The organism is Prevotella multiformis DSM 16608, from assembly GCF_000191065.1.
In the GTDB taxonomy this organism is placed as follows: domain Bacteria; phylum Bacteroidota; class Bacteroidia; order Bacteroidales; family Bacteroidaceae; genus Prevotella; species Prevotella multiformis.
In genome coordinates, this window is the sequence record NZ_GL872283.1 from 165611 (window position 1) to 186414 (window position 20804).

Below are 20804 nucleotides of genomic sequence, written 5' to 3' on the forward strand. Positions count from 1 at the left end.
TCCCGAGAAACAACGGGCGGGCGTATCAAGGTGACAGGAGACAGACCTGCGCTCCCTCTGATACGCCTCCCATTCCCACAAATGAAGACCTATGACTATTAATCAACAACTCATCCGCTCTGAAGCCAGAGATTATTTCTTTCTGACAATAGGCCTGCTTCTCTATGCAGCAGCCTTCACCGTCTTTCTTATGCCTTACGAAATCGTGACCGGCGGAGTGACGGGTATGTCTGCTGTGATCTACTATGCGACAGGCTTCAAGATCCAGAACACCTATATCATCATCAACGTATCGTTGCTGATCGTCGCTCTGAAGATCCTGGGATTCAAGTTCCTGATGAAGACCATCTATGCCATCTTCGCCCTTTATTTCATGCTGATTTTCGCACAGGACCTGATGCCCAGGGATGCAAACGGGGACTTTGTGAAGATGCTCGGCGAGGGACAGGACTTCATGTCGCTGATCATCGGCTGCAGCCTTACCGGTACCGGACTGGCCATCGTCTTCCTCAACAACGGCAGCACGGGCGGTACGGACATCATTGCAGCCTGCGTCAACAAGTACCGGGACATCTCCCTCGGACAGGTTCTGATGGGAGTCGATGTCCTCATCGTCGGCAGCTGTCTGTTCTTCCCCCAGTTCGGTGACATCATGGAACGGCTGCACAAGATGGTTTTCGGCTACTGTACGATGTTCATCGAGTGCTTCATGCTGGACCACGTGATGAATATGCGGCGGGAGTCGGTACAGTTCATGATCTTCTCCTGGAAACACGAGGAGATTGCCAAGGCCATTGTCGACGAGACGGAACACGCCCTGACCATCCTCGACGGTCACGGCTGGTACACAGGCAATGACATGAAGGTCATCTGCCTGCTGGCAAAACGCAACGAGAGCAAGACCATCTTCCGTATCATCAAGATGGTCGACCCGACGGCCTTCGTCAGCCAGAGTTCGGTCATCGGCGTCTATGGCGAGGGCTTCGACCAGATAAAAATCAAGGCGAAGAAGGAGAAGAGAAAGCAGGAAAAGAAAATGGGCCAGGCCAGGGAAACCGCTGCCGATGAAAAGAAATAGAAACGCTGGAGAAGCCGTGTCCCAAACAGCGTAGCTACAGGGACATAGGATCCGTGTAACCGCCGGCGGCAAGCCTTTGCGGAAACATGGGTTGTGTGTCTCTGTTGTATAGAACAGGCTCTGTGATGCTCAGGCATGGATTTTTCAGGGCTTAAAAATGCTTCATGAACATGAAAATAGTATTTGCAACAAACAACAGGCACAAACTGGAAGAGATCAAGGAGATTCTTGGAAAAGACTTCGAGATTGTCTCCCTGGCCGAGATCGGCTGTCATGAGGATATTCCCGAGACAGGACTGACACTGCAGGAGAACGCCCGCCAGAAGTCAACCTATGTCGTCGAGCATTACCGGCAGAACTGTTTTGCCGACGACACAGGGCTCGAAGTGGATGCGCTCGGCGGCGAACCCGGTGTCCGTTCGGCACGCTATGCCGAAGGAACCGACCACGACAGCGAGGCGAATATGCGCAAGCTGCTGTCGAAGATGGCAGGTGTGGAGAACCGGACGGCACGTTTCCGCACGGTCATCTCACTGATAATCGACGGAGTGGAACATCAATTCGAAGGGCGTGTTGACGGACGTATTGCAACCGAGAAACACGGCTCGGAAGGATTCGGGTACGACCCGATCTTCATTCCCGAGGGCTATGACAAGAGTTTTGCCGAGCTTGGAGAAGAGGTGAAGAACAAGATTTCCCACCGGGCAAGAGCCGTGAAGAAGCTGGCAGAACACCTGAGAAAGATAAAAGGGTAAAAAAGTAAAAAGGGAAAACAGGCCCTTTGAAAAGGAAAAGGGTAAAAAAGTAAAAAGGTAAAAACGCTTCCTTGGAGAAGTGACATAGTAGCTGATATGTTGTCAATTCTTCTTCCTGTTTACAACTGCAACTGTGCAGCTCTGGTCACAGAGCTGCAGCGGCAGTGCGTGGAAAGCAGTACCGACTTTGAAATCATCGTGGCTGACGACGGTTCTTCCATTGCAAGCTATATAGAGCACAACCTGCGCATTGAAAGGCTGGAAGGGGTACGTTACATCACAAGACGGCAGAACGTCGGGCGTTCAGCGATACGCAATTTCCTCGTTTCCCAGGCCCAAGGAGAGTGGCTGCTCTTCATTGACGGCGATTTGACATTGGACAATCCACACTTTATCCGACGTTATCTACAGGCAAGAAACAATGATGTTGTTGTAGGCGGAATAAGGATTGGCGGCGATCCGGATGTATGGAGAAACAACCTCAGATACCGTTATGAGAAGGCGTATGAACAGAAGAATACGGTGAAGAACAGACAGCAATATGCCACGAAACACTTCAGTACGGCCAATTTCTTAGCACATAAAAGTGTTATGAGGAACCGCTCTTTTGACGAACGTTTCACCCGATACGGCTATGAAGACGTGCTCTTCGGCAAGTCACTTGCCGAAGCTCACATCCCCATCACACATATTGACAATCCCATAACATTTGATTTCTTCGATTCAAACAGTACGTTTCTGGAGAAGACAGAGGAGTCTCTCCGCACACTGTATAACTTCCGCGACCAGCTGAAAGACTATTCCCGACTGCTTGATACGGCCGGCCGCCTTAGGGCATTACACCTGCAAGGCGTGCTTTCCATGGTTTATTCTCTTGCCGGACAGCCCATAAAGAAGCATCTGCAAGGCAATAATCCGAGCGTTTTCTGGTTTAATGTATATAAACTCCTGTATTATTTACATTACGCAAAGAACACGATATGACCATAAAAAGATATTTCCTATCGCTTATTCTCCTGCTGACAGTTGCCGTATCTGCCGCCGGCAAAGGCATGGGAACGTGGAAGAGCTACCTTTCCTACAGCAACATACAATGGGTAGAACAGGGAGGAAACAAGCTGTATGTGCTTGCTTCCAGCAGCCTTTACTCCTATAACAAAAACGACAAGAGCATCCAGACCTACGACAAGACCAGCGGACTGAGTGATATGGACATCCGTTTCATCGGATGGAACAGGCCGGCACGCCGCCTGGTGATTGTCTATTCCGACTATAACATCGACCTGCTGGACGACAAGGGCAATGTGACGAACGTCCCCGACTACTACCTGAAGATGCTGACGGTAGACAAGACCGTCAACGGCATTGATATGTCAGGTACAGACTGTTACCTGTCCACCGGCTTCGGACTCGTCAGACTGAATGTCGCCAAGGCAGAGGTCACCGACAGCTACAACCTCTCCTTCCCTGTCAATTACAGCTATATTGAAGGCAATTATATCTATGCTGCCAGCCAGAGCAACGGCCTTTACCGCGCCCTGCTGACCGCCAACCTCCTCGACAGGAACAACTGGGTACATACAGGCAGCTATACGGCACGTCCCCATACCATGGATGCCGACCTGCTGGCGCAGGCCAAGACACTGAACCCCGGCGGGCCGAAACGCAACACCTTTATATGGACTGCCTTCCATAACAACCGGCTTTACACGACAGGCGGATACTTCGACCCGATTGCCGACAACTGGGAGAACCCGGGCATCGTGCAGGTACTGCACGGTGATGAGTGGGAAATCTACGAGGACGACTTCCCGAGCCGTACAGGCTATCTCTACCGAGGAACAAAGGCGGTAGCCGTCGACCCGAAGAACAGCGGGCACGTGTATGTAGGGGCGAGAACAGGGCTCTACGAGTTTCAGTCCGGCAGGATGGTCTCCTTCTACAACAGGGACAACAGCATCCTGCAGGCCGCTATGGACAGGGGGAAAGAACTGGACAACAACTATGTTCTGGTCAACGGACTGGCCTATGACAGGGACGGAAACCTGTGGGTACTCAACAGCCAGACGAAGAAAGAAAACCTCATCCGGCTGTCCAGAGACGGGCAGATGACCTCCTTCGGCAAGCCCGAACTGATGAAAGACGGCGTGGGCCTTTCCGGCCTTTCACAGATGCGACTGGACAGCCGGGGGCTGCTGTGGTTCTGCAATGACGACTGGCGCAAGCCGGGACTGTTCTCCTATGATCCGAAGAACGACAGACTCAACGCCTACACCCGCTTCGTCAATGACGACGGAAACAATATAGAACTGACCGCCGTACACTGCTGGGCAGAGGACATGGAAGGGGACATCTGGACCGGGACGACAGCCGGCCCGCTGGTGCTCCGACGCTCGCAGATGAACGACAAGGACGGCTACCGCTTCGTACAGGTCAAGGTGCCGCGCAACGACGGCAGCAATCTTGCCGACTATCTGCTCGCCGGTCTCGACATCACGGCCATGGCCATAGACGGCGGCGGACGCAAGTGGTTCGGCACGAAAGGCAACGGTGCCTACCTCATCAGTGCCGACAACATGACGCAGGTACAGCATTTCCTCACATCAAACAGCAATCTCCTGTCCAACAACGTGCAGTCCATCTCCATCAACGATGCTACAGGAGAGGTGTTCTTCGCCACAGACAAAGGGCTCTGCTCCTACATGGGCGATGCCACGAAGGCAGCCGATTCGCCCGATGACGACAAGGTGTACGCCTACCCCAACCCGGTGAAACCCGGTTATACCGGGCCGATAACCATTGTCGGGCTTACCCTGAATGCAGATGTGAAGATTGTCACTACCAACGGTGTTCTGGTCGCCGAAGGCACGAGCAACGGCGGCACTTTCGTCTGGAACGGCAAAGACAAGAACGGCAAACGGGTTGCATCGGGCATCTATATGGTGCTGTCTGCCGACGAAAACGGCGACAACGGCACTGTCTGCAAGGTTGCTGTCGTGAATTGATGAAAGATATGAAGGCACGGATAAGGCGCAATCCGATTTTCTGGATACTGCTGACGGCTCCGCTGGCATTGCTGCTGCTGTGCCAGCTCCAGCCCACCTTCGACGACTGGACGTATTACACCATACCGCAGACAACGCCCCTGACGATTCGGAGTCTGCTGCCCGACGGCAACTACTGGCGGCCTTTCGACGTGCTATTCGGGCATCTGCTCGGGCTTGATTACCGGCTTTTCCCACTCTTGAACCACCTTTTCATCCTGCTGGGACACATCCTCAACACGTTGCTTATCTGCCGGATTCTGCAATGGTTCCAGGTCGGCAGGCTGTCCCGCAACCTGTCTGTCATTTTCTTTTATCTGTCGTCAGGCACGCTGGGAACCGTCCTGGACATCGATTCACTGAACCAGGTCTATTCGCTTCTATGGGGACTTCTTGCCTTATACAGCTACATCAGCCTGTCAGGATGCCGGAGACTTATACTGTGGCTGCTGTGTGCGCTGCTTTCAGTCTTTGCCAAAGAGTCTGGTTACATCTGGTTTGTCTGCCCGCCGTTCCTTGTGTGGAGCGTCGGAAAAGCCAGTTTCAGACACGCAATGAGGCAGGCTGCCTGCGGCTGCCTGCCGTTTGTTCTCTATCTTGTCTGCCGTTTCCTGCTGACCGACAGTTTCCATCTTGAGAACAATGTCTATATGGAGTTCACTGTGCAACGGCTGCTGCGCAACATCAGCCTGCTGTTGGGAATGACCCTCTACCCCGTCGATTACGCCAGCCTCATCCACCCCCAGCACCGCCATCTTGCCGTGGTCGTGGTCACAGGACTGCTCCCCTTGCCTTTCCTATGGCTTCTGCTGCGTTCCTACAGGTGGCGGAAACCGCTCACAGTACTGCTTTTATCCTTCTTTGCCGGGGCTTTCGTCAATCTGATGACCGTATTCACATTGATGCACTGCTATGCTGTGCTGCCCTTTGCAGCGATGATGACTGCCCTGCTTTGCGAACAGATCAAGAACAAGCGGGTACTGATCGTCTCGGCATCGCTCTACCTGCTGACCGCAGCCTTTACCCTGTTCCATCACGGCTATGCCGCCTGGCTGTCGGGAAAGACGGGCGAACGGATGGCGAGGAGCTTTGTCAGTCAGTGCAGCCGGCCGGTAAACAAGGTGATGCTGATACATTTAGAGAAAGGCGAAACAAAGTATTCCTCTTTCTGGGTCATTCCTTACGAGGCCTTCGGGTGGGGTTATTCCGTGAGGCAGCAGACAGGTTACCAATGGCCAAAGACCATTCTCAACGAGGAAATAACAGATAAAAAGCAGCTGGAGTCCTTACTTCCAAAGGCAGAGAAAGCCGGCTGTGACGGCGTGTGGTACGCAGAAGACGACACCGTAAAACGCATCAGATGAGACAGAAGATTACCGAAATATCCTTCCTCCATGTGTTTGCCATCCTCCTGGTAGTCATCGGACACTCTTTCTTCCGGACAGAAAGCCGTGTCGTCGACTGGATCTACCAGTTCCACATACCGCTTTTCTTTTTCATATCGGGCTATCTGCTCCACGTCTCCATGCAGGGAAAGACCATCAGCCTCTGCCCCTTCCTCCTGCGGAAGGCACGCCGCCTGCTGCTCCCCTACTTTGCATTGAGCACGCTGCTGTTCATTCCGAAAGTTCTTCTTTCCCGGCTCATGGTACGCCCGATACATGCCGGATGGGGCGAATATGCGGCCATGCTCATCTATCCTTACCGCAATGTCAACGGCTCCTATTGGTTCCTGCCTACCCTGTTTCTGCTCTTTGTCTTTGCAGCAGTGCTACTTTCTCTGTCGCAGCGGCTGAAGCCCAGGTCGCCCCGTATTTCCCCCTGTATTCTGCTCTTCCTGCTTGCACTGGCAAATACCATCCTTCCTTTCTCTCAGGACACACTTTTCAATGCTGCCGGAACACTCCATTATGCCTTCTATTTCGCCTTGGGCTACTTTGTCTCAGACTTTCTCCTGATACGCTTTCTCGACAAAGAGAGAACGGCTCTTCTGCTTTTTCTGCTCACCCTGGCCGCCTCGTTCATCAGTTCAAACACAAGAACAGCTCCCCTGGCAGGCTTATTGTCTGCTTTGAACGGTATTCTCATGTCGGTCTGCCTGGCACGCTTATACACCATACATGGACTTCGTTTTCTCGGTCATCTCTCTCCCGCATCCTATACCATCTATCTCTATCACGGCATCTTCCAGGCCCTGAGCCTTCAGATCCTGACACACCTCTCCCATCTTGAAGCCGCCTGCTACCAGTCGCTCGCCATCCTGACGGGCGTCTACGGTCCTTTGATTGTTTACAAAATGCTCTACAAGTTCCGTAACAGCCTGACAGGAAGAATTCTTGCAATCATTTCCGGCATTCACCTCCCTTGGCAGAAGCCGGAGCCTGCCGGCAGGAAAGCAAAGAAGAAAGGAGCAGCCGCCTCTTTCTGAACTGGCGGCCCCGAGAAACGCCGGATGTCCGGTTGTTCCGTTAAATGCGCCGATTGAAAATAAAGGCTTCTGCACTGACGTGTCTTTTCCGTCTTCTACAAACAACTTATTCCCCTATCATCGGTATTTGTAAACTGTTTTCATGCAATACAAAGCAATACATGCCCTTTTAGCTTCTAAAAGAGGCCTGATTGGCTTGCAGCAGGTGCCCTTTTAGAGCCTTACCAACGCCCTTTTGGAGTCCAATCAGGCACCTTTTTGAAACGGCTTGACAACCTGTTGATTTACTGCCGGTTGCAAACTCGCTTTTTTCGCACGTATTTGTATATTTGCAGCTGATTTGTTTGAAACAATGTAAAGACTTTTCAGATCCTTGTCTGTATTTCCAACGTATCAAAATGAAAAGGGCTTTGTATCGGAGGATAATAATAGGATGGACAGCTGACGTTTTTGCCCATGTCTCTGTTGAATGAATCACTTCGGTTCTACCGTCAAAGCTATACGAAAAGCATCCACGCATGGAACGGAAGAACCGCTTTTCACCTCCCTGCACTCCCTTACGGACAGGTGTGCAGAATTATAATTATGGTTTAAACAAGGCGATATAAACATTTGATTTATCGTTAGATAAAGTTACAAAAGGGCAAAAAACCTGCACACATATATACAGTTTGTGCAGTGCCAAGTGCTTTTTTAAGCAAAAAACTTGCACACATCGAAAAAAAACAGTTCCTTTGCAAGCGCATTTTAGAATTTGGAAATCAATATTAAACAAATTAAAACTTACAATTATGTCAGAAATTGAATCAAAGGTAAAGGCTATTATCGTAGACAAACTGGGTGTTGACGAGGCAGAGGTAAAGCCGGAAGCAAGCTTCACAAACGACCTCGGTGCTGACTCTTTGGACACAGTAGAGCTCATCATGGAGTTCGAGAAGGAATTCGGCATCTCCATTCCAGACGACAAGGCAGAGAAGATCTCTACGGTAGGCGACGCTATCTCTTATATTGAGGAGAACGCTAAGTAAGCATCTGCTCAACATAAAAGCACCAAGCAAAGCCAATCCCTTTGCTTGGCTTTTTTTTAGCTTTACTTTTTTAATTTATATTTCAACGCATGGAATTAAAAAGAGTAGTTGTAACAGGTCTGGGTGCCGTTACTCCGTTGGGTAACACTCCCGAGGAGACCTGGCAGAACATGCTGGCAGGCAAGAGCGGTGCAGCTCCTATTAAAAGTTTCGATACGTCCCTGTTCAAGACACAGTTCGCCTGCGAGGTGAAAGACCTGAACATCAATGACTACATTGACCGCAAGGAGGCCCGCAAGCTCGACCGCTATACGCAGCTGGCAATGATCAGCGCCATGCAAGGCGTAAAGGACGCGGGAATCGACCTGGAGACGGCCGACAAGAACCGCATCGGCGTCATCTACGGTGTGGGCATCGGCGGTATCAAGACCTTCGAGGACGAGGTGAGCTACTATGCGACCCATCCGGAGAACGGCCCGAAGTTCAACCCCTTCTTCATCCCGAAGATGATTGCGGACATCGCAGCCGGACAGATCAGCATCCATTTCGGATTCCACGGTCCCAACTATACGACGACATCGGCCTGCGCCTCTTCGAGCAACGCACTGGCAGCGGCATTCAACCAGATCCGTCTCGGCAAGGCCGACATCATCGTCAGCGGTGGTGCTGAGGCTGCCATCTGCGCCTGCGGCGTAGGGGGCTTCAACGCCATGCACGCCCTGTCCACACGCAACGACGATCCGGAACACGCTTCCCGCCCGTTCTCTGCAAGCCGCGACGGCTTCGTGATGGGCGAGGGTGCAGGATGCCTGGTCCTCGAGGAGCTGGAGCATGCGAAAGCCCGCGGTGCCCGGATCTATGCCGAGATGATCGGTGAAGGCGAGTCGGCTGATGCCTATCACATCACGGCTTCCCACCCGGACGGACTCGGTGCCAAGCTCGTCATGAAGGCGGCGCTCGAGGATGCCGGTCTGAAGCCGGAGGACATCGACTACATCAACGTCCACGGCACGTCCACCCACGTCGGCGACATCTCCGAGGCGAAAGCCATCAAGGAGCTGTTCGGCGAGGCAGCCTACAAGCTGAACATCTCGTCTACCAAGAGCATGACCGGCCACCTTCTCGGTGCAGCAGGTGCCGTAGAGGCCATGGCGTGCGTCCTTTCCGTGAAGAACGACATCGTTCCTCCTACCATCAACCACGAGGAAGATGACAAGGATCCGGAACTGGACTATCAGATGAACTTCACGTTCAACAAGGCCCAGAAGCGCGAGGTACGTGCTGCGCTCAGCAACACCTTCGGTTTCGGCGGCCACAATGCTTGTGTTGTATTCAAGAAGTATGCTGAATAATATTATCGACAGAATAAGGCTCCCTTTCCGCAAGGAAAAGGAGCTTTATCTGTCCTTGTACCAGATTATCGGCATTATCCCACACGATATCACTTATTACAAGACTGCACTCCTGCACAAGAGCGTAGCGCGTCGTAATGCAAAGGGAAAGCCCGTAAACAACGAACGACTTGAATTTCTGGGCGATGCCATCCTCGATGCCATCGTCGGCGACATTGTCTACGAACATTTCCCGGGGAAACGCGAAGGTTTCCTCACCAATACACGGTCGAAGATCGTACAGCGCGATACGCTCAACCGGCTGGCCAAGGAGATGGGGATCAACCAGTTGATTCTCTCCAACGGCCATTCGTCGTCGCATAACAGTTATCTGGGGGGTAATGCCTTTGAGGCGCTGGTCGGCGCACTCTATCTCGACCATGGCTACAATGCCTGCATGCAGTTCATGAAGACCCGGATTCTCGGCGAACTCATCAACATTGACAAGGTGGCTTACAAGGAGGTGAACTTCAAGTCGAAGCTCATCGAATGGAGCCAGAAGAACAAGGTGAAGATGGAATTCAAGCTGATTGAGAACCAGAAGGACAAGCAGGGTAGTCCTACCTTCTACTTTCAGGTGCTCATGGAGGGACTGCCATGTGGCGAGGGGCGCGGCTATTCGAAGAAGGAAAGCCAGCAGGAGGCTTCCAAACTGACACTCCAGCGGCTGCGCCGTGAGCCGCAGTTCATCGACGAGGTGTTCTCGGCCAAGGCCAACCGCACGAAGATGGAGGAAGAACCCGTGCTGAATGTGCCGGAAACGACACAGGACATGAATTTCATCGTAGGGTCTGAGATCGAGGTCGAGAAGCATGAGAATCCCTTCCAGGAAGAAGTGTTCGACGAGAAGTCATCGGCCGCCGATGAAGTGAAGACAGACCATCCGGCTGACTCCCGGAGGTCAGAGACAGGAAAGAACTCCGGAGATCACACCTCCCCTGATACTTCTTCTTCAAAGGAGAAAGACCGGGAGGCCATCATTGCGGCTGCCGAGGCGGAAGCCTTTGAGGCAGAAGCGTAGGGGATGATGGGCGGTGATAAGCGATGATAGGGTAGGGAAGACCCGTCACCGCTTATCATCGCTCATTCCCCTATCATCGCTTATCACCGCCTACTCCTCACAGCTCATCACCGCCTACAATCGCCTATCCTTCAAAGGTCACCACCGCTTATCCCCGCCTATCATCGCTTATCTCAAATAAATTGTGTACTTTTGCACCAGAGATATAAACGTTTATTTAAGCATGGCATTAAAATGTGGTATAGTAGGACTGCCGAATGTCGGCAAGTCCACGCTTTTCAACTGTCTGAGCAGTGCCAAGGCACAGGCAGCCAACTTCCCTTTCTGTACGATTGAGCCGAACCTCGGTGTCATCACTGTTCCTGACGAGCGGCTGAACAAGCTGGCGGAGATTGTCCATCCGGGACGCATCGTTCCTGCTACCTGTGAGATTGTCGACATAGCAGGACTCGTAAAGGGTGCTTCAAAGGGCGAAGGACTGGGAAACAAGTTCCTTGGCAACATCCGTGAGTGCGATGCCATCATCCATGTCGTCCGCTGCTTCGAGGATGACAATGTGGTACGAGAGGGCGGCATGGCCGTCAATCCGGTTGAGGATAAGGAAATCATAGACACCGAACTGCAGCTCAAGGACCTCGAAACCATCGAGTCGCAGCTCTCGAAACAGCAGAAGGTAGCCGCAGCAGGCAACAAGGAAGCCAAGCTGATGGTGTCTGTCCTGGAGGCTTATAAGGAAGTACTGGAGCAGGGGAAAAACGCCCGCAGCGTGGAGTTTGACAGCAAGGAGGAACAGCAGGCCGCCCACGACCTCTTCCTCCTGACGACAAAGCCGGTGCTTTATGTCTGCAACGTTGATGAGGACAGTGCCAAGACCGGCAACGAATACAGCCGGCAGATTGAGCAGATTGCCGCCGAGGAGGGAGCGGAGGCCATGGTCATCGCTGCCAAGACCGAGGAGGACATTGCGTCTCTCGACAGCTACGAGGACAAGAAGATGTTTCTGGAAGAGCTGGGACTGGAGGAGAGCGGCGTGAGCCGGCTCATCAAGAAGGCCTACCACCTGCTGAACCTCCAGACCTTCATCACCGCCGGAGAGATGGAGGTAAAGGCCTGGACCTTCCACAAAGGCTGGAAAGCTCCGCAGTGTGCCGGCGTCATCCACACCGACTTCGAGAAAGGTTTCATCCGTGCAGAGGTCATCAAGTACGACGACTACCTCAGGTATGGCTCAGAGGCTGCCATTCGCGAAGCCGGCAAACTCGGTATTGAAGGCAAGGATTACGTGGTGCAGGACGGCGACATCATGCACTTCAGGTTCAACGTATAGCGTCTTCCCCTCCATTCCTTCTCCAGACCGACGGTCACCGGCCGAATGCACCGGAGAGGGATTCGAGGATGAGGCTGTTCTGATTTCTTTTATCTTATGAACAATCTACTTTACATCGCCTGGCAGCCCGAAGAGGTGATCTTCCGCATCGGCTCGGTTCCTGTCCGCTGGTACGGAATGTGCTGGCTCGTGGGACTTGTCCTGGGTTATTTTCTGATGCAGTGGCTCTACAGGCGGCACAAATTCCCTGACGAGAAGTTCGACCCGCTTTTCCTCTATGTCTTCTTCGGCGTACTGGCAGGTGCCCGGTTGGGTCACTGTCTCTTCTATGAGCCGCAGGACTTCCTCACTTCATGGGACGGATTCCTCTCCATCTTCATTCCTTTCCACCACCTTGCCGACGGATCGTGGAAATACGTGGGCTATCAGGGGCTGGCATCCCACGGCGGAGTGGCCGGACTGCTCATCGCACTCTACCTCTACATCCGCCGGTCGGGGATGAACACCTGGGTGGTGCTCGATTTCTTCGGCATCTGCTCGGGCATCACGGCCTGTTTTATCCGGCTTGGAAACCTGATGAATTCGGAAATCATCGGCAAGGTGACGGACGTGCCGTGGGCGTTCATCTTCTACAATGTCGACACCCACCCGCGCCATCCCGGGCAGCTCTATGAAGCCATTGCTTACCTCGTATTCTTCGTTGTCATCTTCCTGATTTACCGGAAACATCCGGAGAAGGTCGGGACAGGGCTCTACTTCGGTCTCTGCCTCACGCTTATTTTCACTTTCCGTTTCGTCATCGAATACACCAAGGAAGTACAGGAAGCCTTCGAGGCAGGCTTGCCCATCGACATGGGGCAGATTCTCAGCCTTCCGCTCATCGCCCTCGGTGTGTGGGCCATCCTGCGGTCGAGAGGAAGGCAGTACAGTCAGCCGTAACAGGCCGTCAGACCGCCACTGCCCCGCATTTTGTGCCCATCCGGGGCGGAGCAGGCAGTACGGAAGCCCCATTCCTATGGCTGTCAGCAGCCGGCCAGGATAGACAAAGGAACCGGAAAAGGTGTGCTGGAATATTCCGGCACACCTTTTCCGGTTTCTCCCGTACAGGCCTATACGATACTCACCGCCGTACCGGAACACGTCACCATGAGCATCGAACCGCCCTGTCCGACGGTCTCGTAATCGAGGTCGATGCCGACAATGGCGTTGGCTCCCAGCTCTTCCGCCCGCTGCATCATCTCCTGAAGTGACGTGTCCTTGGCTTCACGGAGCACTTTCTCGTAGGCACCGCTGCGCCCGCCGATGAAGTCGCGGATGCCGGCAAGGAAGTCCTTGAAAACGTTTGCACCGATGATGGTCTCGCCTGTTACCAGTCCTTTGTACGCTTGGATGGGATGACCTTCAATGGTCGGAGTTGTCGTGATAATCATAAGATTTTGTTTTTGATTGTTTCTGAAAACGAACGGCAGCTTCCCTGCACGGGCAGGACCGCCGTGCGGCAAAGGTAGCAAAAAGACCGCACAATTGTATGAAGGCTGATAATAATTTTGTAATTTTGCAACATAAAGATTATAAACAGCTCTCTTATGCAAGACTTGGTTATTTACAATACGCTGCACCGGAAGAAGGAACTCTTCCAACCGACAGCAGCTCCCCACGTGGGCATGTATGTCTGCGGACCTACCGTTTACGGCGATCCGCACCTCGGGCATGCCCGCCCTGCCATCACCTTCGACATTCTCTTCCGCTATCTGAGGCACATCGGGTACAAGGTGCGCTACGTGCGCAACATCACTGATGTGGGACATCTGGAACATGATGCGGACGAAGGCGACGACAAAATAGAGAAGAAGGCACGCCTCGAACAGCTGGAACCGATGGAAATCGCGCAGCATTACACCAACCGTTACCACGATGCGATGCGTGCGCTGAACGTCCTTCCGCCGAGCATCGAGCCGCACGCAACAGGCCACATCATCGAGCAGGAAGAGCTTGTAAAGCAGATTCTTGCCAACGGATATGCCTATGAAAGCAACGGCAGTATTTACTTCGATGTGGAGAAATACGACAAGGACCACCACTACGGCATCCTCTCCGGGCGCAACCTCACCGACATGATCAACAACTCGCGCGAGCTGGCGGGAGTAGGTGAGAAGCACAACCAGGCCGACTTCGCCCTCTGGAAGCGTGCCATGCCGGAACACATCATGCGCTGGCCCTCGCCGTGGAGCGACGGATTCCCCGGCTGGCACTGCGAGTGTACGGCGATGGGACGGAAGTATCTGGGCGAACACTTCGACATCCACGGCGGGGGAATGGACCTCATCTTCCCGCACCATGAGTGCGAGATCGCACAGGCCGTGGCCTCCCAGGGCGACCAGATGGTGAAGTACTGGATGCACAACAACATGATCACCATCAACGGACAGAAGATGGGCAAGTCGCTCGGCAACTTCATCACGCTCGAACAGTTCTTCACCGGCAGGCACGAGACGCTCACGCAGCCCTATTCGCCCATGACCATCCGCTTCTTCATCCTCTCGGCGCATTACCGCGGGACGGTCGACTTCTCCAACGAAGCGCTGCAGGCTGCCGAGAAGGGCTATGAACGGCTGATGAACGGCATTGAAGACCTGGCCCGCATCCAGGCCTCCGCAGCCTCCGACGGAAATACCGGCAAGTTCGTATCGGCCTTCCGGAAGAAGTGCTACGAGGCGATGAACGACGACCTGATGACACCTGCCGTCATCTCGGAACTCTTCGAGGCCTGCCATCTTGTGAACATCCTCATCGACCACAAAGCGCAGATTTCTGCCGGTGACCTCAAGGAACTCACGGAGGCGATGCACCTCTTCGCCTTCGACATCCTCGGTCTGAAGAACGAGCGCAGTGCCGACAATGATGCCCGTGAGGAGGCTTATGGAAAGGTTGTCGATATGGTGCTCGACCTCCGTGCCAAGGCGAAGGCCGAGAAGAACTGGGCTGTCAGCGACCAGATCCGCGACGCCCTCTCCGCTGCCGGCTTCCAGGTGAAGGACACCAAGGACGGTGTCACGTGGAAGCTCGACCGCTGAACAGGTCCGTCCTGTACACACAGAAACGCAGGGACGCACGGTCCTTTGTCCGCCGGAAAGGCTGCTTATGGACAAATCCATCCGTGTCGTCCCTGCGTTCCTGCGTTTCTGACCGAACCATTATGCAGGCATCCCCCTATTGGGGGATAAACCTTATTTATATGGGTTCTTCCGTTAAATGCGCGGATGCTCTTCGTATAGCTTTAGCGGAAAAACCAGAGTGATTCATTCAACAAAAACATGGTCAGGACCGTCAACTGGCTATCATCATCCTCCGATGCAAAAGGCTTTTCATTTTAATACATTGAAAATACAGACAAGGTCTTGAAAAACCATTACATAATTTCAGACGGATCATCTGCAAATATAAAAAAAACGTACAAAAAGCAAGTTTCTAACCAGCAGTAAATCAATTGGTTGCCAAGCCGTTTTAAAAAGGTGCCTGATTGGGCTTCAAAAGGGCGTTAGTAACACGCTAAAAGGGCATCTGTTGCAGGCCAATCAGGCATCTTTTAGAGGCTAAAAGGGCATGTGTTGCTTTGCGTTGCATGAAAACAGTTTACAAATACCGATGATAGGGGAATAAGCTGTCTGTAGAAGACGGGCTGATGGACAGGCATCGTATCTATCTGTCTTTCCTGCATTTTATCCCGTAGTTTATCCTCCTTTGCAAGGCCATCCGATTTTGGACAGTCATGCCATGCAAGTGCATAAGCCTTTCATCAGTTTCCAATCTACGCATTTAGCGGAAGAACCCTTATATAGCCTATCGGGGGGCTGCCCGGCTATTCCGGCCCATAGAAGCCGACCGCCGGCATCCTGCCATATAGCGACAGGACGGAAGCTGCCTTCCCCCTCTTGCCGAAGCACTGGTGGACGTCACGTGCCAGACCGCCGGAAGACACCGGCCGTGCTGATGCCCGTCATGGGGAACCGGCGGCAGACACCGTTCATGTTGACGACCCCCCTGCGACCGTAACCTCACCTAAACCGGCTTCATGACGGTACGGCGCATTACCTCCTGCGCCTTTTCTTTCCCTTTTTCCTTCCATATCCGGCCGCATCGGCTGCTGCTGCCTGCCTGACCTTCGGCGGACGGCCGTCGTCGAGCGTGAAGTCGAGCTGGCGACGTTCCAGGTCAGCTTTCGCCACCTGGATGCGGACGGGATCGCCGAACCGGTAGACGTGGTGATGCCGTCGGCCGACAAGGCAGTAGTTTTTCTCGTCGAACTCATAATAGTCATCATCGAGGTCGCGCATCGGTATCATGCCCTCGCAGTGGTTCTCATCGATCTCCGCATAGATGCCGAAGCTCTGGATGCCGGAGATGTGTGCATCGTAGCATTCACCGATGCGGTCGCCCATGAACTCCACCATCTTGTACTTGATGGAATCGCGTTCCGCATTCTGGGCAACGAGCTCCATGTCCGAACAATGCTCGCACAGATCCTCGTAATGCTCCTTGTTGGCAGACCGCCCGCCCTGCTGGTAGCGCGTGATCAGGCGGTGGACCATCGTATCCGGGTAACGCCGGATCGGCGAGGTGAAGTGGGTGTAATAGTCAAAGGCCAGTCCGAAGTGTCCGATGTTGTGTGTGGTGTACTTCGCCTTCATCATCGAACGGAGCGCGATCATCTGTATCACTTTCGCCTCCCGCTTGCCCTGCACCTCGTCCATCAGCTTGTTCAGCGCACGGGCAGTAGCCCCCTTGGTGCTGGACGACTTGAGCTTGTAGCCGAATTTGGCGGTAAATTCACGCAGGTTCTCGAACTTCTGCGGGTCGGGATTGTCATGGACACGGTAAGGAAGGGTCTTCGCTTTCTTCCCTTTCTCCGTTATTCCGATGCTTTCGGCCACAGTCTTGTTGGCCAGGAGCATGAATTCCTCGATGAGCTTGTTTGCATCCTTCGACCGCTTGAAGTAACAGCGGATGGGCTTCCCTTTCTCATCCACGTCGAAGTGGAGCTCTTCCGAGTCGAACTTGACGCTCCCCTTCTTGAAGCGGCGGGCACGGAGAAGTTTCGCAAGGCGGTCGAGCGTAATCACCTCTTCGGCATATTCGCCCTTGTAACCGGCTTTCCCGGGCTTCGGGGCAGGCTCGCCCGTACCGTCCACCACCCCATTGTCCTCCAGCAGCTGCTGTGCCTCTTCGTAGGCATAACGGCGGTTCGACTTGATGACAGTATGCACGATGCGGTAAGCCTTCACGTTGGCCTCCTCATCCAGGTTGAAGATGCAGCTGAAAGCGAGCTTTTCCTCGTCCGGGCGGAGCGAACAGATGAAGTTGCACAGCCGCTCGGGAAGCATCGGGATGGTGCGGTCGACGAGATAGACCGATGTCGCCCTCTGCTGCGCCTCACGGTCGATGATATCTCCTTCCTTCACATAATGCGACACGTCGGCGATGTGTACGCCCACTTCCCACAGTCCGTTCTTCAGCTTCCGGACAGAGAGCGCATCGTCGAAGTCCTTTGCATCCTTCGGGTCTATCGTGCAGGTCCACACGTCCCGGAAGTCCTCCCGTTCCTTGAAGTCCTGCTCCGTAATCTCGGCACTGATCTTCTCGGCAGCCTGTTCGACACGTTTCGGATACTTGTAAGGCAGACCGTACTGGGCGAGGATGGTGTTCATCTCCACGTCGTTGTCGCCGGCCTTGCCCAGCACATCCACCACCTCGCCCACGAGGTTCTTGTGGTCGGCATCCGGCCACCTGGTAATCTTCACCAGCGCACGGTCGTCCGTCTTCCCGCCTTTCAGCTTCTTCTTCGGAATCAGGATGTCATGGATGAAGAGGTTCTCCTGTGTTACGAGGAAGGCAATGTCCTTCTCGACCCGCAACCTTCCTACGAAGGTGTCTTTCTTCCGTTGCAGTATCTCGATGACCATTGCCTCCTTTATGTGGTTCTGACGGCGGGCCATGAACTGTACCCGCACATGGTCGCCGTTCAGGGCAGCCATGGAGTTGCGTTCGGAGACGAAGACCGGTGTTCCGCCGTCATCGGGCAGGAACGTATTCTTGCCGTTCGCCTTCCGGATGAACGTACCTTCCTGCACCTGTCCCTTGGTGTTGAGCGTATAAGCGCCGTCGCCCACCTTCGACAGGAAGTCGTCCCAGGCCATCTCCTCCATCACGTCTATTGCCAGCATCTTGGCCGGATGCGTCTTCAGTTTCAGTGCATGGAATATCTGTTTGAAGCTGAATGTCTCGTCGGGTTGCGACTGGAAGAGAGCGGTCAGCTTCTCCGAAAGCTGCTTCTTGGTCAGTCGCCTGCTGTCTTTCTTTTCTTTCCTCATAGTGGAATCAATCGTTTGGCCCCAAGTCACAGGTCTCTCCGGAGACATCTGCAGCAGCCATGGATAATGATGTACGAAGCCTCGGAAGAGACGGCCGGCAGAACGGCTGCAACCTGTCGCTATACGTACAAAACACATGAAGGGGGTGACTTGAGTTTTGTTATTTTCCACAAAGTAACGAAAAAGTTTGTATCTTTGCAAACGTTTGCAACAAATTTTTAATGAAAAAGATACTCATAACAGGTGCGTCAGGCTTCATCGGCTCCTTCATCGTGGAAGAAGCGCTGCTGAAAGGCATGGAAACCTGGGCTGCCGTACGCCCTTCCTCCTCACGGGAATACCTGCGGGATGAGCGTATTCATTTCATAGAATTAGACTTCTCATCCGTCGACAGACTGAAGGAACAGCTCTCGGGACATGCGTTTGACTATGTAGTCCACGCCGCGGGCGTGACGAAATGTCTGGACAAAGAAGACTTCTTCCGTGTCAACCGTGACGGAACCCGCAAGCTCGTGCAGGCGCTCCAGGAGCTCGGACAGCCTCTGGAACGCTTTGTCTTCCTGTCAAGTCTCAGCATCTTCGGCGCTATCAGGGAACAGCAGCCTTACGGGGAGATTGAACCTACGGACACGCCGCGGCCCAACACGGCGTACGGAAAGAGCAAGCTGGAGGCGGAGGCTTCGATTCCCTCCTCCTTCCCTTGCGTCATCCTGCGACCCACCGGCGTGTACGGGCCTCGCGAAAAGGACTACTTCCTGATGGCGAAGAGCATCCAGGGACACACCGACTTCGCCGCAGGCTACCGCCGGCAGGACATCACCTTCGTCTATGTAAAGGATGTCGTGCAGGCCGTTTTCCTCGCCCTCGACCACGGGAAGACAGGCAGCGCCTACTTCCTGAGCGACGGCAACGTCTACCGGAGCACCGACTTCAGCGACCTCATCCATGAGGAACTGGGCCGTCCGTGGCGGATCCGCATCACCGCCCCCCTCTGGCTACTGCGCATCGTGACGTTCTTCGGCGACCTTGCCGGACACCTCACAGGCAGGATCTCGGCCTTGAACAACGACAAGTACCAGATACTCCGACAACGCAACTGGCGCTGCAACATCCGTCCCGCAATTGAGGAACTGGGCTACCGCCCGCAGTACGACCTCAGGCGGGGAGTGAAGGAGACCATAGCCTGGTACAAGAAGGCCGGCTGGCTGTAAGCGGCCTGCCGTACCTGCCAGTCCAATGACAACAGAAACAATGAAACAACTATTCAGATTAGAAAAGCATCCCGTAAAGGGACTCATGGCTTTTGAATGGGTGGCAATGGGCTACCTGCTGCTGACGCTTTTCCTCATACTCTTCATGTACACCAGCATGAAGAATCCGCAGGCAATGCTCCTCGGAAGACTCCGTATCATCGCCCTGACCGCCGCCATGTGGATCGTCTACCGCATGGCACCCTGCCGGCTGACCCGCTTCGCACGTGTCGCCGTGCAGATGGCACTGCTCGCCTGGTGGTATCCGGACACTTACGAGATCAACCGTCACCTGCCCAACCTCGACCATGTCTTTGCCGCCTGGGAACAGTCGCTCTTCGGCTGCCAGCCCGCCTTGCTCTTTTCAAAGGTTCTCCCCGGTCATGTCTTCAGCGAGCTGTTCGACATGGGGTATGCCGCCTATTACCCGATGATCGCCGCGACAGCCGTCTATTACTTCGGATGGAAATACCGGGAGTTCAACCGGGCGGCCTTCATCATCCTGGCTTCCTTCTTTATCTATTACGTTGTCTTCATCTTCGTGCCTGTCGCCGGACCTACCTTCTATTACAAGGCGGTAGGATTGCAGAACATCACGGCGGGTGTCTTCCCCAGTCTGCACGGTTACTTCAACCACCACCAGGCGTGCCTGCCCAGTCCGGGATTCACCGACGGCATATTCTATCATCTCGTCGAAGATGCCAAGGCCGCCGGCGAACGCCCGACGGCCGCCTTCCCGAGTTCGCACGTGGGCGTCAGCACCATCTGCATGCTGCTCCTCTGGCACGACCGCAACTACCGGCTGCTTGCCGTCCTCGCACCTTTCTATCTCCTGCTGTGCTGTGCCACCGTCTATATCCAGGCACATTACCTCGTTGATGCCATCGCCGGCTTCCTCACGGCCTGCATCCTCTTTGCCATCCTCCTGCGGGTATCGCGTCCGATGATGAACAAGGAGTGAACCGGGCAGACCGGGCGGGGAAGCGGTGGGCTTAAGGCATGTTCTTAGAACCTGCCTCAAAGGGAAGCGGCCTGCTTTATCCGGCCGGTGTATCACCGGGCAGCGCAACTCAGACTACAGAGAAGTTGATGCGTCCAAAGTCGGGATTCAAAT

At 53.9% G+C, this 20804-nt stretch carries 17 protein-coding genes; 15 read left to right on the plus strand and 2 right to left on the minus strand.

Translation table 11 applies throughout. The features are described from left to right. Nucleotides 1–91: 91 nt before the first annotated feature. The 12 genes from HMPREF9141_RS06060 to lgt all read left to right on the plus strand — a co-directional run bounded on the left by HMPREF9141_RS06060 (nucleotide 92) and on the right by lgt (nucleotide 13011). Nucleotides 92–1078: a YitT family protein gene (locus HMPREF9141_RS06060; RefSeq protein ID WP_007367707.1), complete on the plus strand. Its 987-nt coding sequence runs from the start codon at nucleotides 92–94 to the stop codon at nucleotides 1076–1078. A gap of 170 nt (nucleotides 1079–1248) precedes the next feature. Beyond that, entirely contained in the window at nucleotides 1249–1833 is a 585-nt protein-coding gene (locus HMPREF9141_RS06065) for a non-canonical purine NTP diphosphatase (protein WP_040554923.1), read from the plus strand. Nucleotides 1834–1929: 96 nt separating this feature from the next. After that, nucleotides 1930–2817: a glycosyltransferase family 2 protein gene (locus HMPREF9141_RS06070; protein ID WP_007367709.1), complete on the plus strand. Its 888-nt coding sequence runs from the start codon at nucleotides 1930–1932 to the stop codon at nucleotides 2815–2817. Then, the gene (gene porZ, locus HMPREF9141_RS06075; protein ID WP_007367710.1) at nucleotides 2814–4838 is read left to right on the plus strand and encodes a type IX secretion system anionic LPS delivery protein PorZ; all 2025 of its coding nucleotides are present in this window, start codon (nucleotides 2814–2816) and stop codon (nucleotides 4836–4838) included. The genes HMPREF9141_RS06070 and porZ overlap by 4 nt, the downstream gene beginning before the upstream one ends. An 8-nt stretch (nucleotides 4839–4846) precedes the next feature. Then, nucleotides 4847–6241, plus strand: coding sequence for a hypothetical protein (locus tag HMPREF9141_RS06080; RefSeq protein WP_040554924.1), 1395 nt, complete (start codon nucleotides 4847–4849; stop codon nucleotides 6239–6241). Continuing rightward, nucleotides 6238–7305, plus strand: coding sequence for an acyltransferase family protein (locus HMPREF9141_RS06085; RefSeq protein ID WP_007367712.1), 1068 nt, complete (start codon nucleotides 6238–6240; stop codon nucleotides 7303–7305). The genes HMPREF9141_RS06080 and HMPREF9141_RS06085 overlap by 4 nt, the downstream gene beginning before the upstream one ends. A gap of 791 nt (nucleotides 7306–8096) precedes the next feature. Next, nucleotides 8097–8333 (plus strand): acyl carrier protein, encoded by a 237-nt coding sequence (locus tag HMPREF9141_RS06090; protein WP_007367715.1) that lies wholly within the window; start codon nucleotides 8097–8099, stop codon nucleotides 8331–8333. 89 nt (nucleotides 8334–8422) lie between these two features. Further along, nucleotides 8423–9685, plus strand: a complete 1263-nt coding sequence (gene fabF, locus HMPREF9141_RS06095; protein ID WP_007367716.1) for a beta-ketoacyl-ACP synthase II — start codon at nucleotides 8423–8425, stop codon at nucleotides 9683–9685. Continuing rightward, nucleotides 9675–10745, plus strand: a complete 1071-nt coding sequence (rnc, locus tag HMPREF9141_RS06100) for a ribonuclease III (RefSeq protein ID WP_007367717.1) — start codon at nucleotides 9675–9677, stop codon at nucleotides 10743–10745. Before fabF ends, rnc begins: the two co-directional genes overlap by 11 nt. 13 nt (nucleotides 10746–10758) lie before the next feature. Next, nucleotides 10759–10926, plus strand: a complete 168-nt coding sequence (locus HMPREF9141_RS13365) for a hypothetical protein (protein WP_156792438.1) — start codon at nucleotides 10759–10761, stop codon at nucleotides 10924–10926. Nucleotides 10927–10968: 42 nt separating this feature from the next. After that, nucleotides 10969–12072, plus strand: coding sequence for a redox-regulated ATPase YchF (ychF, locus tag HMPREF9141_RS06105; protein ID WP_007367718.1), 1104 nt, complete (start codon nucleotides 10969–10971; stop codon nucleotides 12070–12072). A 96-nt stretch (nucleotides 12073–12168) separates the two neighbouring features. Next, on the plus strand, nucleotides 12169–13011 hold the full coding sequence (lgt, locus tag HMPREF9141_RS06110) for a prolipoprotein diacylglyceryl transferase (RefSeq protein WP_007367719.1): 843 nt from the start codon (nucleotides 12169–12171) through the stop codon (nucleotides 13009–13011). Nucleotides 13012–13181: 170 nt separating this feature from the next. On the opposite strand, the gene HMPREF9141_RS06115 is transcribed toward lgt, so the two are convergent. Beyond that, entirely contained in the window at nucleotides 13182–13502 is a 321-nt protein-coding gene (locus HMPREF9141_RS06115; protein WP_040554604.1) for a heavy metal-binding domain-containing protein, read from the minus strand. Between the two features lie 156 nt (nucleotides 13503–13658). Here HMPREF9141_RS06115 and cysS point away from each other — a divergent pair, with 156 nt between their 5' ends. Then, the gene (gene cysS / locus HMPREF9141_RS06120; RefSeq protein ID WP_007367721.1) at nucleotides 13659–15146 is read left to right on the plus strand and encodes a cysteine--tRNA ligase; all 1488 of its coding nucleotides are present in this window, start codon (nucleotides 13659–13661) and stop codon (nucleotides 15144–15146) included. Between the two features lie 1014 nt (nucleotides 15147–16160). Here cysS and rnr read toward each other — a convergent pair. Continuing rightward, complete coding sequence (rnr, locus tag HMPREF9141_RS06125; RefSeq protein ID WP_007367724.1) at nucleotides 16161–18440, minus strand: ribonuclease R; 2280 nt, start codon at nucleotides 18438–18440, stop codon at nucleotides 16161–16163. 221 nt (nucleotides 18441–18661) lie between these two features. Between rnr and HMPREF9141_RS06130 the strand changes: the two genes are divergently transcribed. Together HMPREF9141_RS06130 and HMPREF9141_RS06135 are read left to right on the plus strand one after the other, a co-directional pair. Next, nucleotides 18662–19651: an NAD-dependent epimerase/dehydratase family protein gene (locus HMPREF9141_RS06130; RefSeq protein ID WP_007367726.1), complete on the plus strand. Its 990-nt coding sequence runs from the start codon at nucleotides 18662–18664 to the stop codon at nucleotides 19649–19651. Between the two features lie 25 nt (nucleotides 19652–19676). Next, nucleotides 19677–20651: a phosphatase PAP2 family protein gene (locus HMPREF9141_RS06135; protein WP_007367727.1), complete on the plus strand. Its 975-nt coding sequence runs from the start codon at nucleotides 19677–19679 to the stop codon at nucleotides 20649–20651. Nucleotides 20652–20804 lie beyond the last annotated feature (153 nt).

Bases quoted from the DNA above. Each gene is read 5' to 3' on its own strand.
- HMPREF9141_RS06060 (WP_007367707.1), top strand. From the start codon at position 92: ATGACTATTAATCAACAACTCATCCGCTCTGAAGCCAGAGATTATTTC.
- HMPREF9141_RS06065 (WP_040554923.1), top strand. From the start codon at position 1,249: ATGAAAATAGTATTTGCAACAAACAACAGGCACAAACTGGAAGAGATC.
- HMPREF9141_RS06070 (WP_007367709.1), top strand. From the start codon at position 1,930: ATGTTGTCAATTCTTCTTCCTGTTTACAACTGCAACTGTGCAGCTCTG.
- porZ (WP_007367710.1), top strand. From the start codon at position 2,814: ATGACCATAAAAAGATATTTCCTATCGCTTATTCTCCTGCTGACAGTT.
- HMPREF9141_RS06080 (WP_040554924.1), top strand. From the start codon at position 4,847: ATGAAGGCACGGATAAGGCGCAATCCGATTTTCTGGATACTGCTGACG.
- HMPREF9141_RS06085 (WP_007367712.1), top strand. From the start codon at position 6,238: ATGAGACAGAAGATTACCGAAATATCCTTCCTCCATGTGTTTGCCATC.
- HMPREF9141_RS06090 (WP_007367715.1), top strand. From the start codon at position 8,097: ATGTCAGAAATTGAATCAAAGGTAAAGGCTATTATCGTAGACAAACTG.
- fabF (WP_007367716.1), top strand. From the start codon at position 8,423: ATGGAATTAAAAAGAGTAGTTGTAACAGGTCTGGGTGCCGTTACTCCG.
- rnc (WP_007367717.1), top strand. From the start codon at position 9,675: ATGCTGAATAATATTATCGACAGAATAAGGCTCCCTTTCCGCAAGGAA.
- ychF (WP_007367718.1), top strand. From the start codon at position 10,969: ATGGCATTAAAATGTGGTATAGTAGGACTGCCGAATGTCGGCAAGTCC.
- lgt (WP_007367719.1), top strand. From the start codon at position 12,169: ATGAACAATCTACTTTACATCGCCTGGCAGCCCGAAGAGGTGATCTTC.
- HMPREF9141_RS06115 (WP_040554604.1), bottom strand. From the start codon at position 13,502: ATGATTATCACGACAACTCCGACCATTGAAGGTCATCCCATCCAAGCG.
- cysS (WP_007367721.1), top strand. From the start codon at position 13,659: ATGCAAGACTTGGTTATTTACAATACGCTGCACCGGAAGAAGGAACTC.
- rnr (WP_007367724.1), bottom strand. From the start codon at position 18,440: ATGAGGAAAGAAAAGAAAGACAGCAGGCGACTGACCAAGAAGCAGCTT.
- HMPREF9141_RS06130 (WP_007367726.1), top strand. From the start codon at position 18,662: ATGAAAAAGATACTCATAACAGGTGCGTCAGGCTTCATCGGCTCCTTC.
- HMPREF9141_RS06135 (WP_007367727.1), top strand. From the start codon at position 19,677: ATGACAACAGAAACAATGAAACAACTATTCAGATTAGAAAAGCATCCC.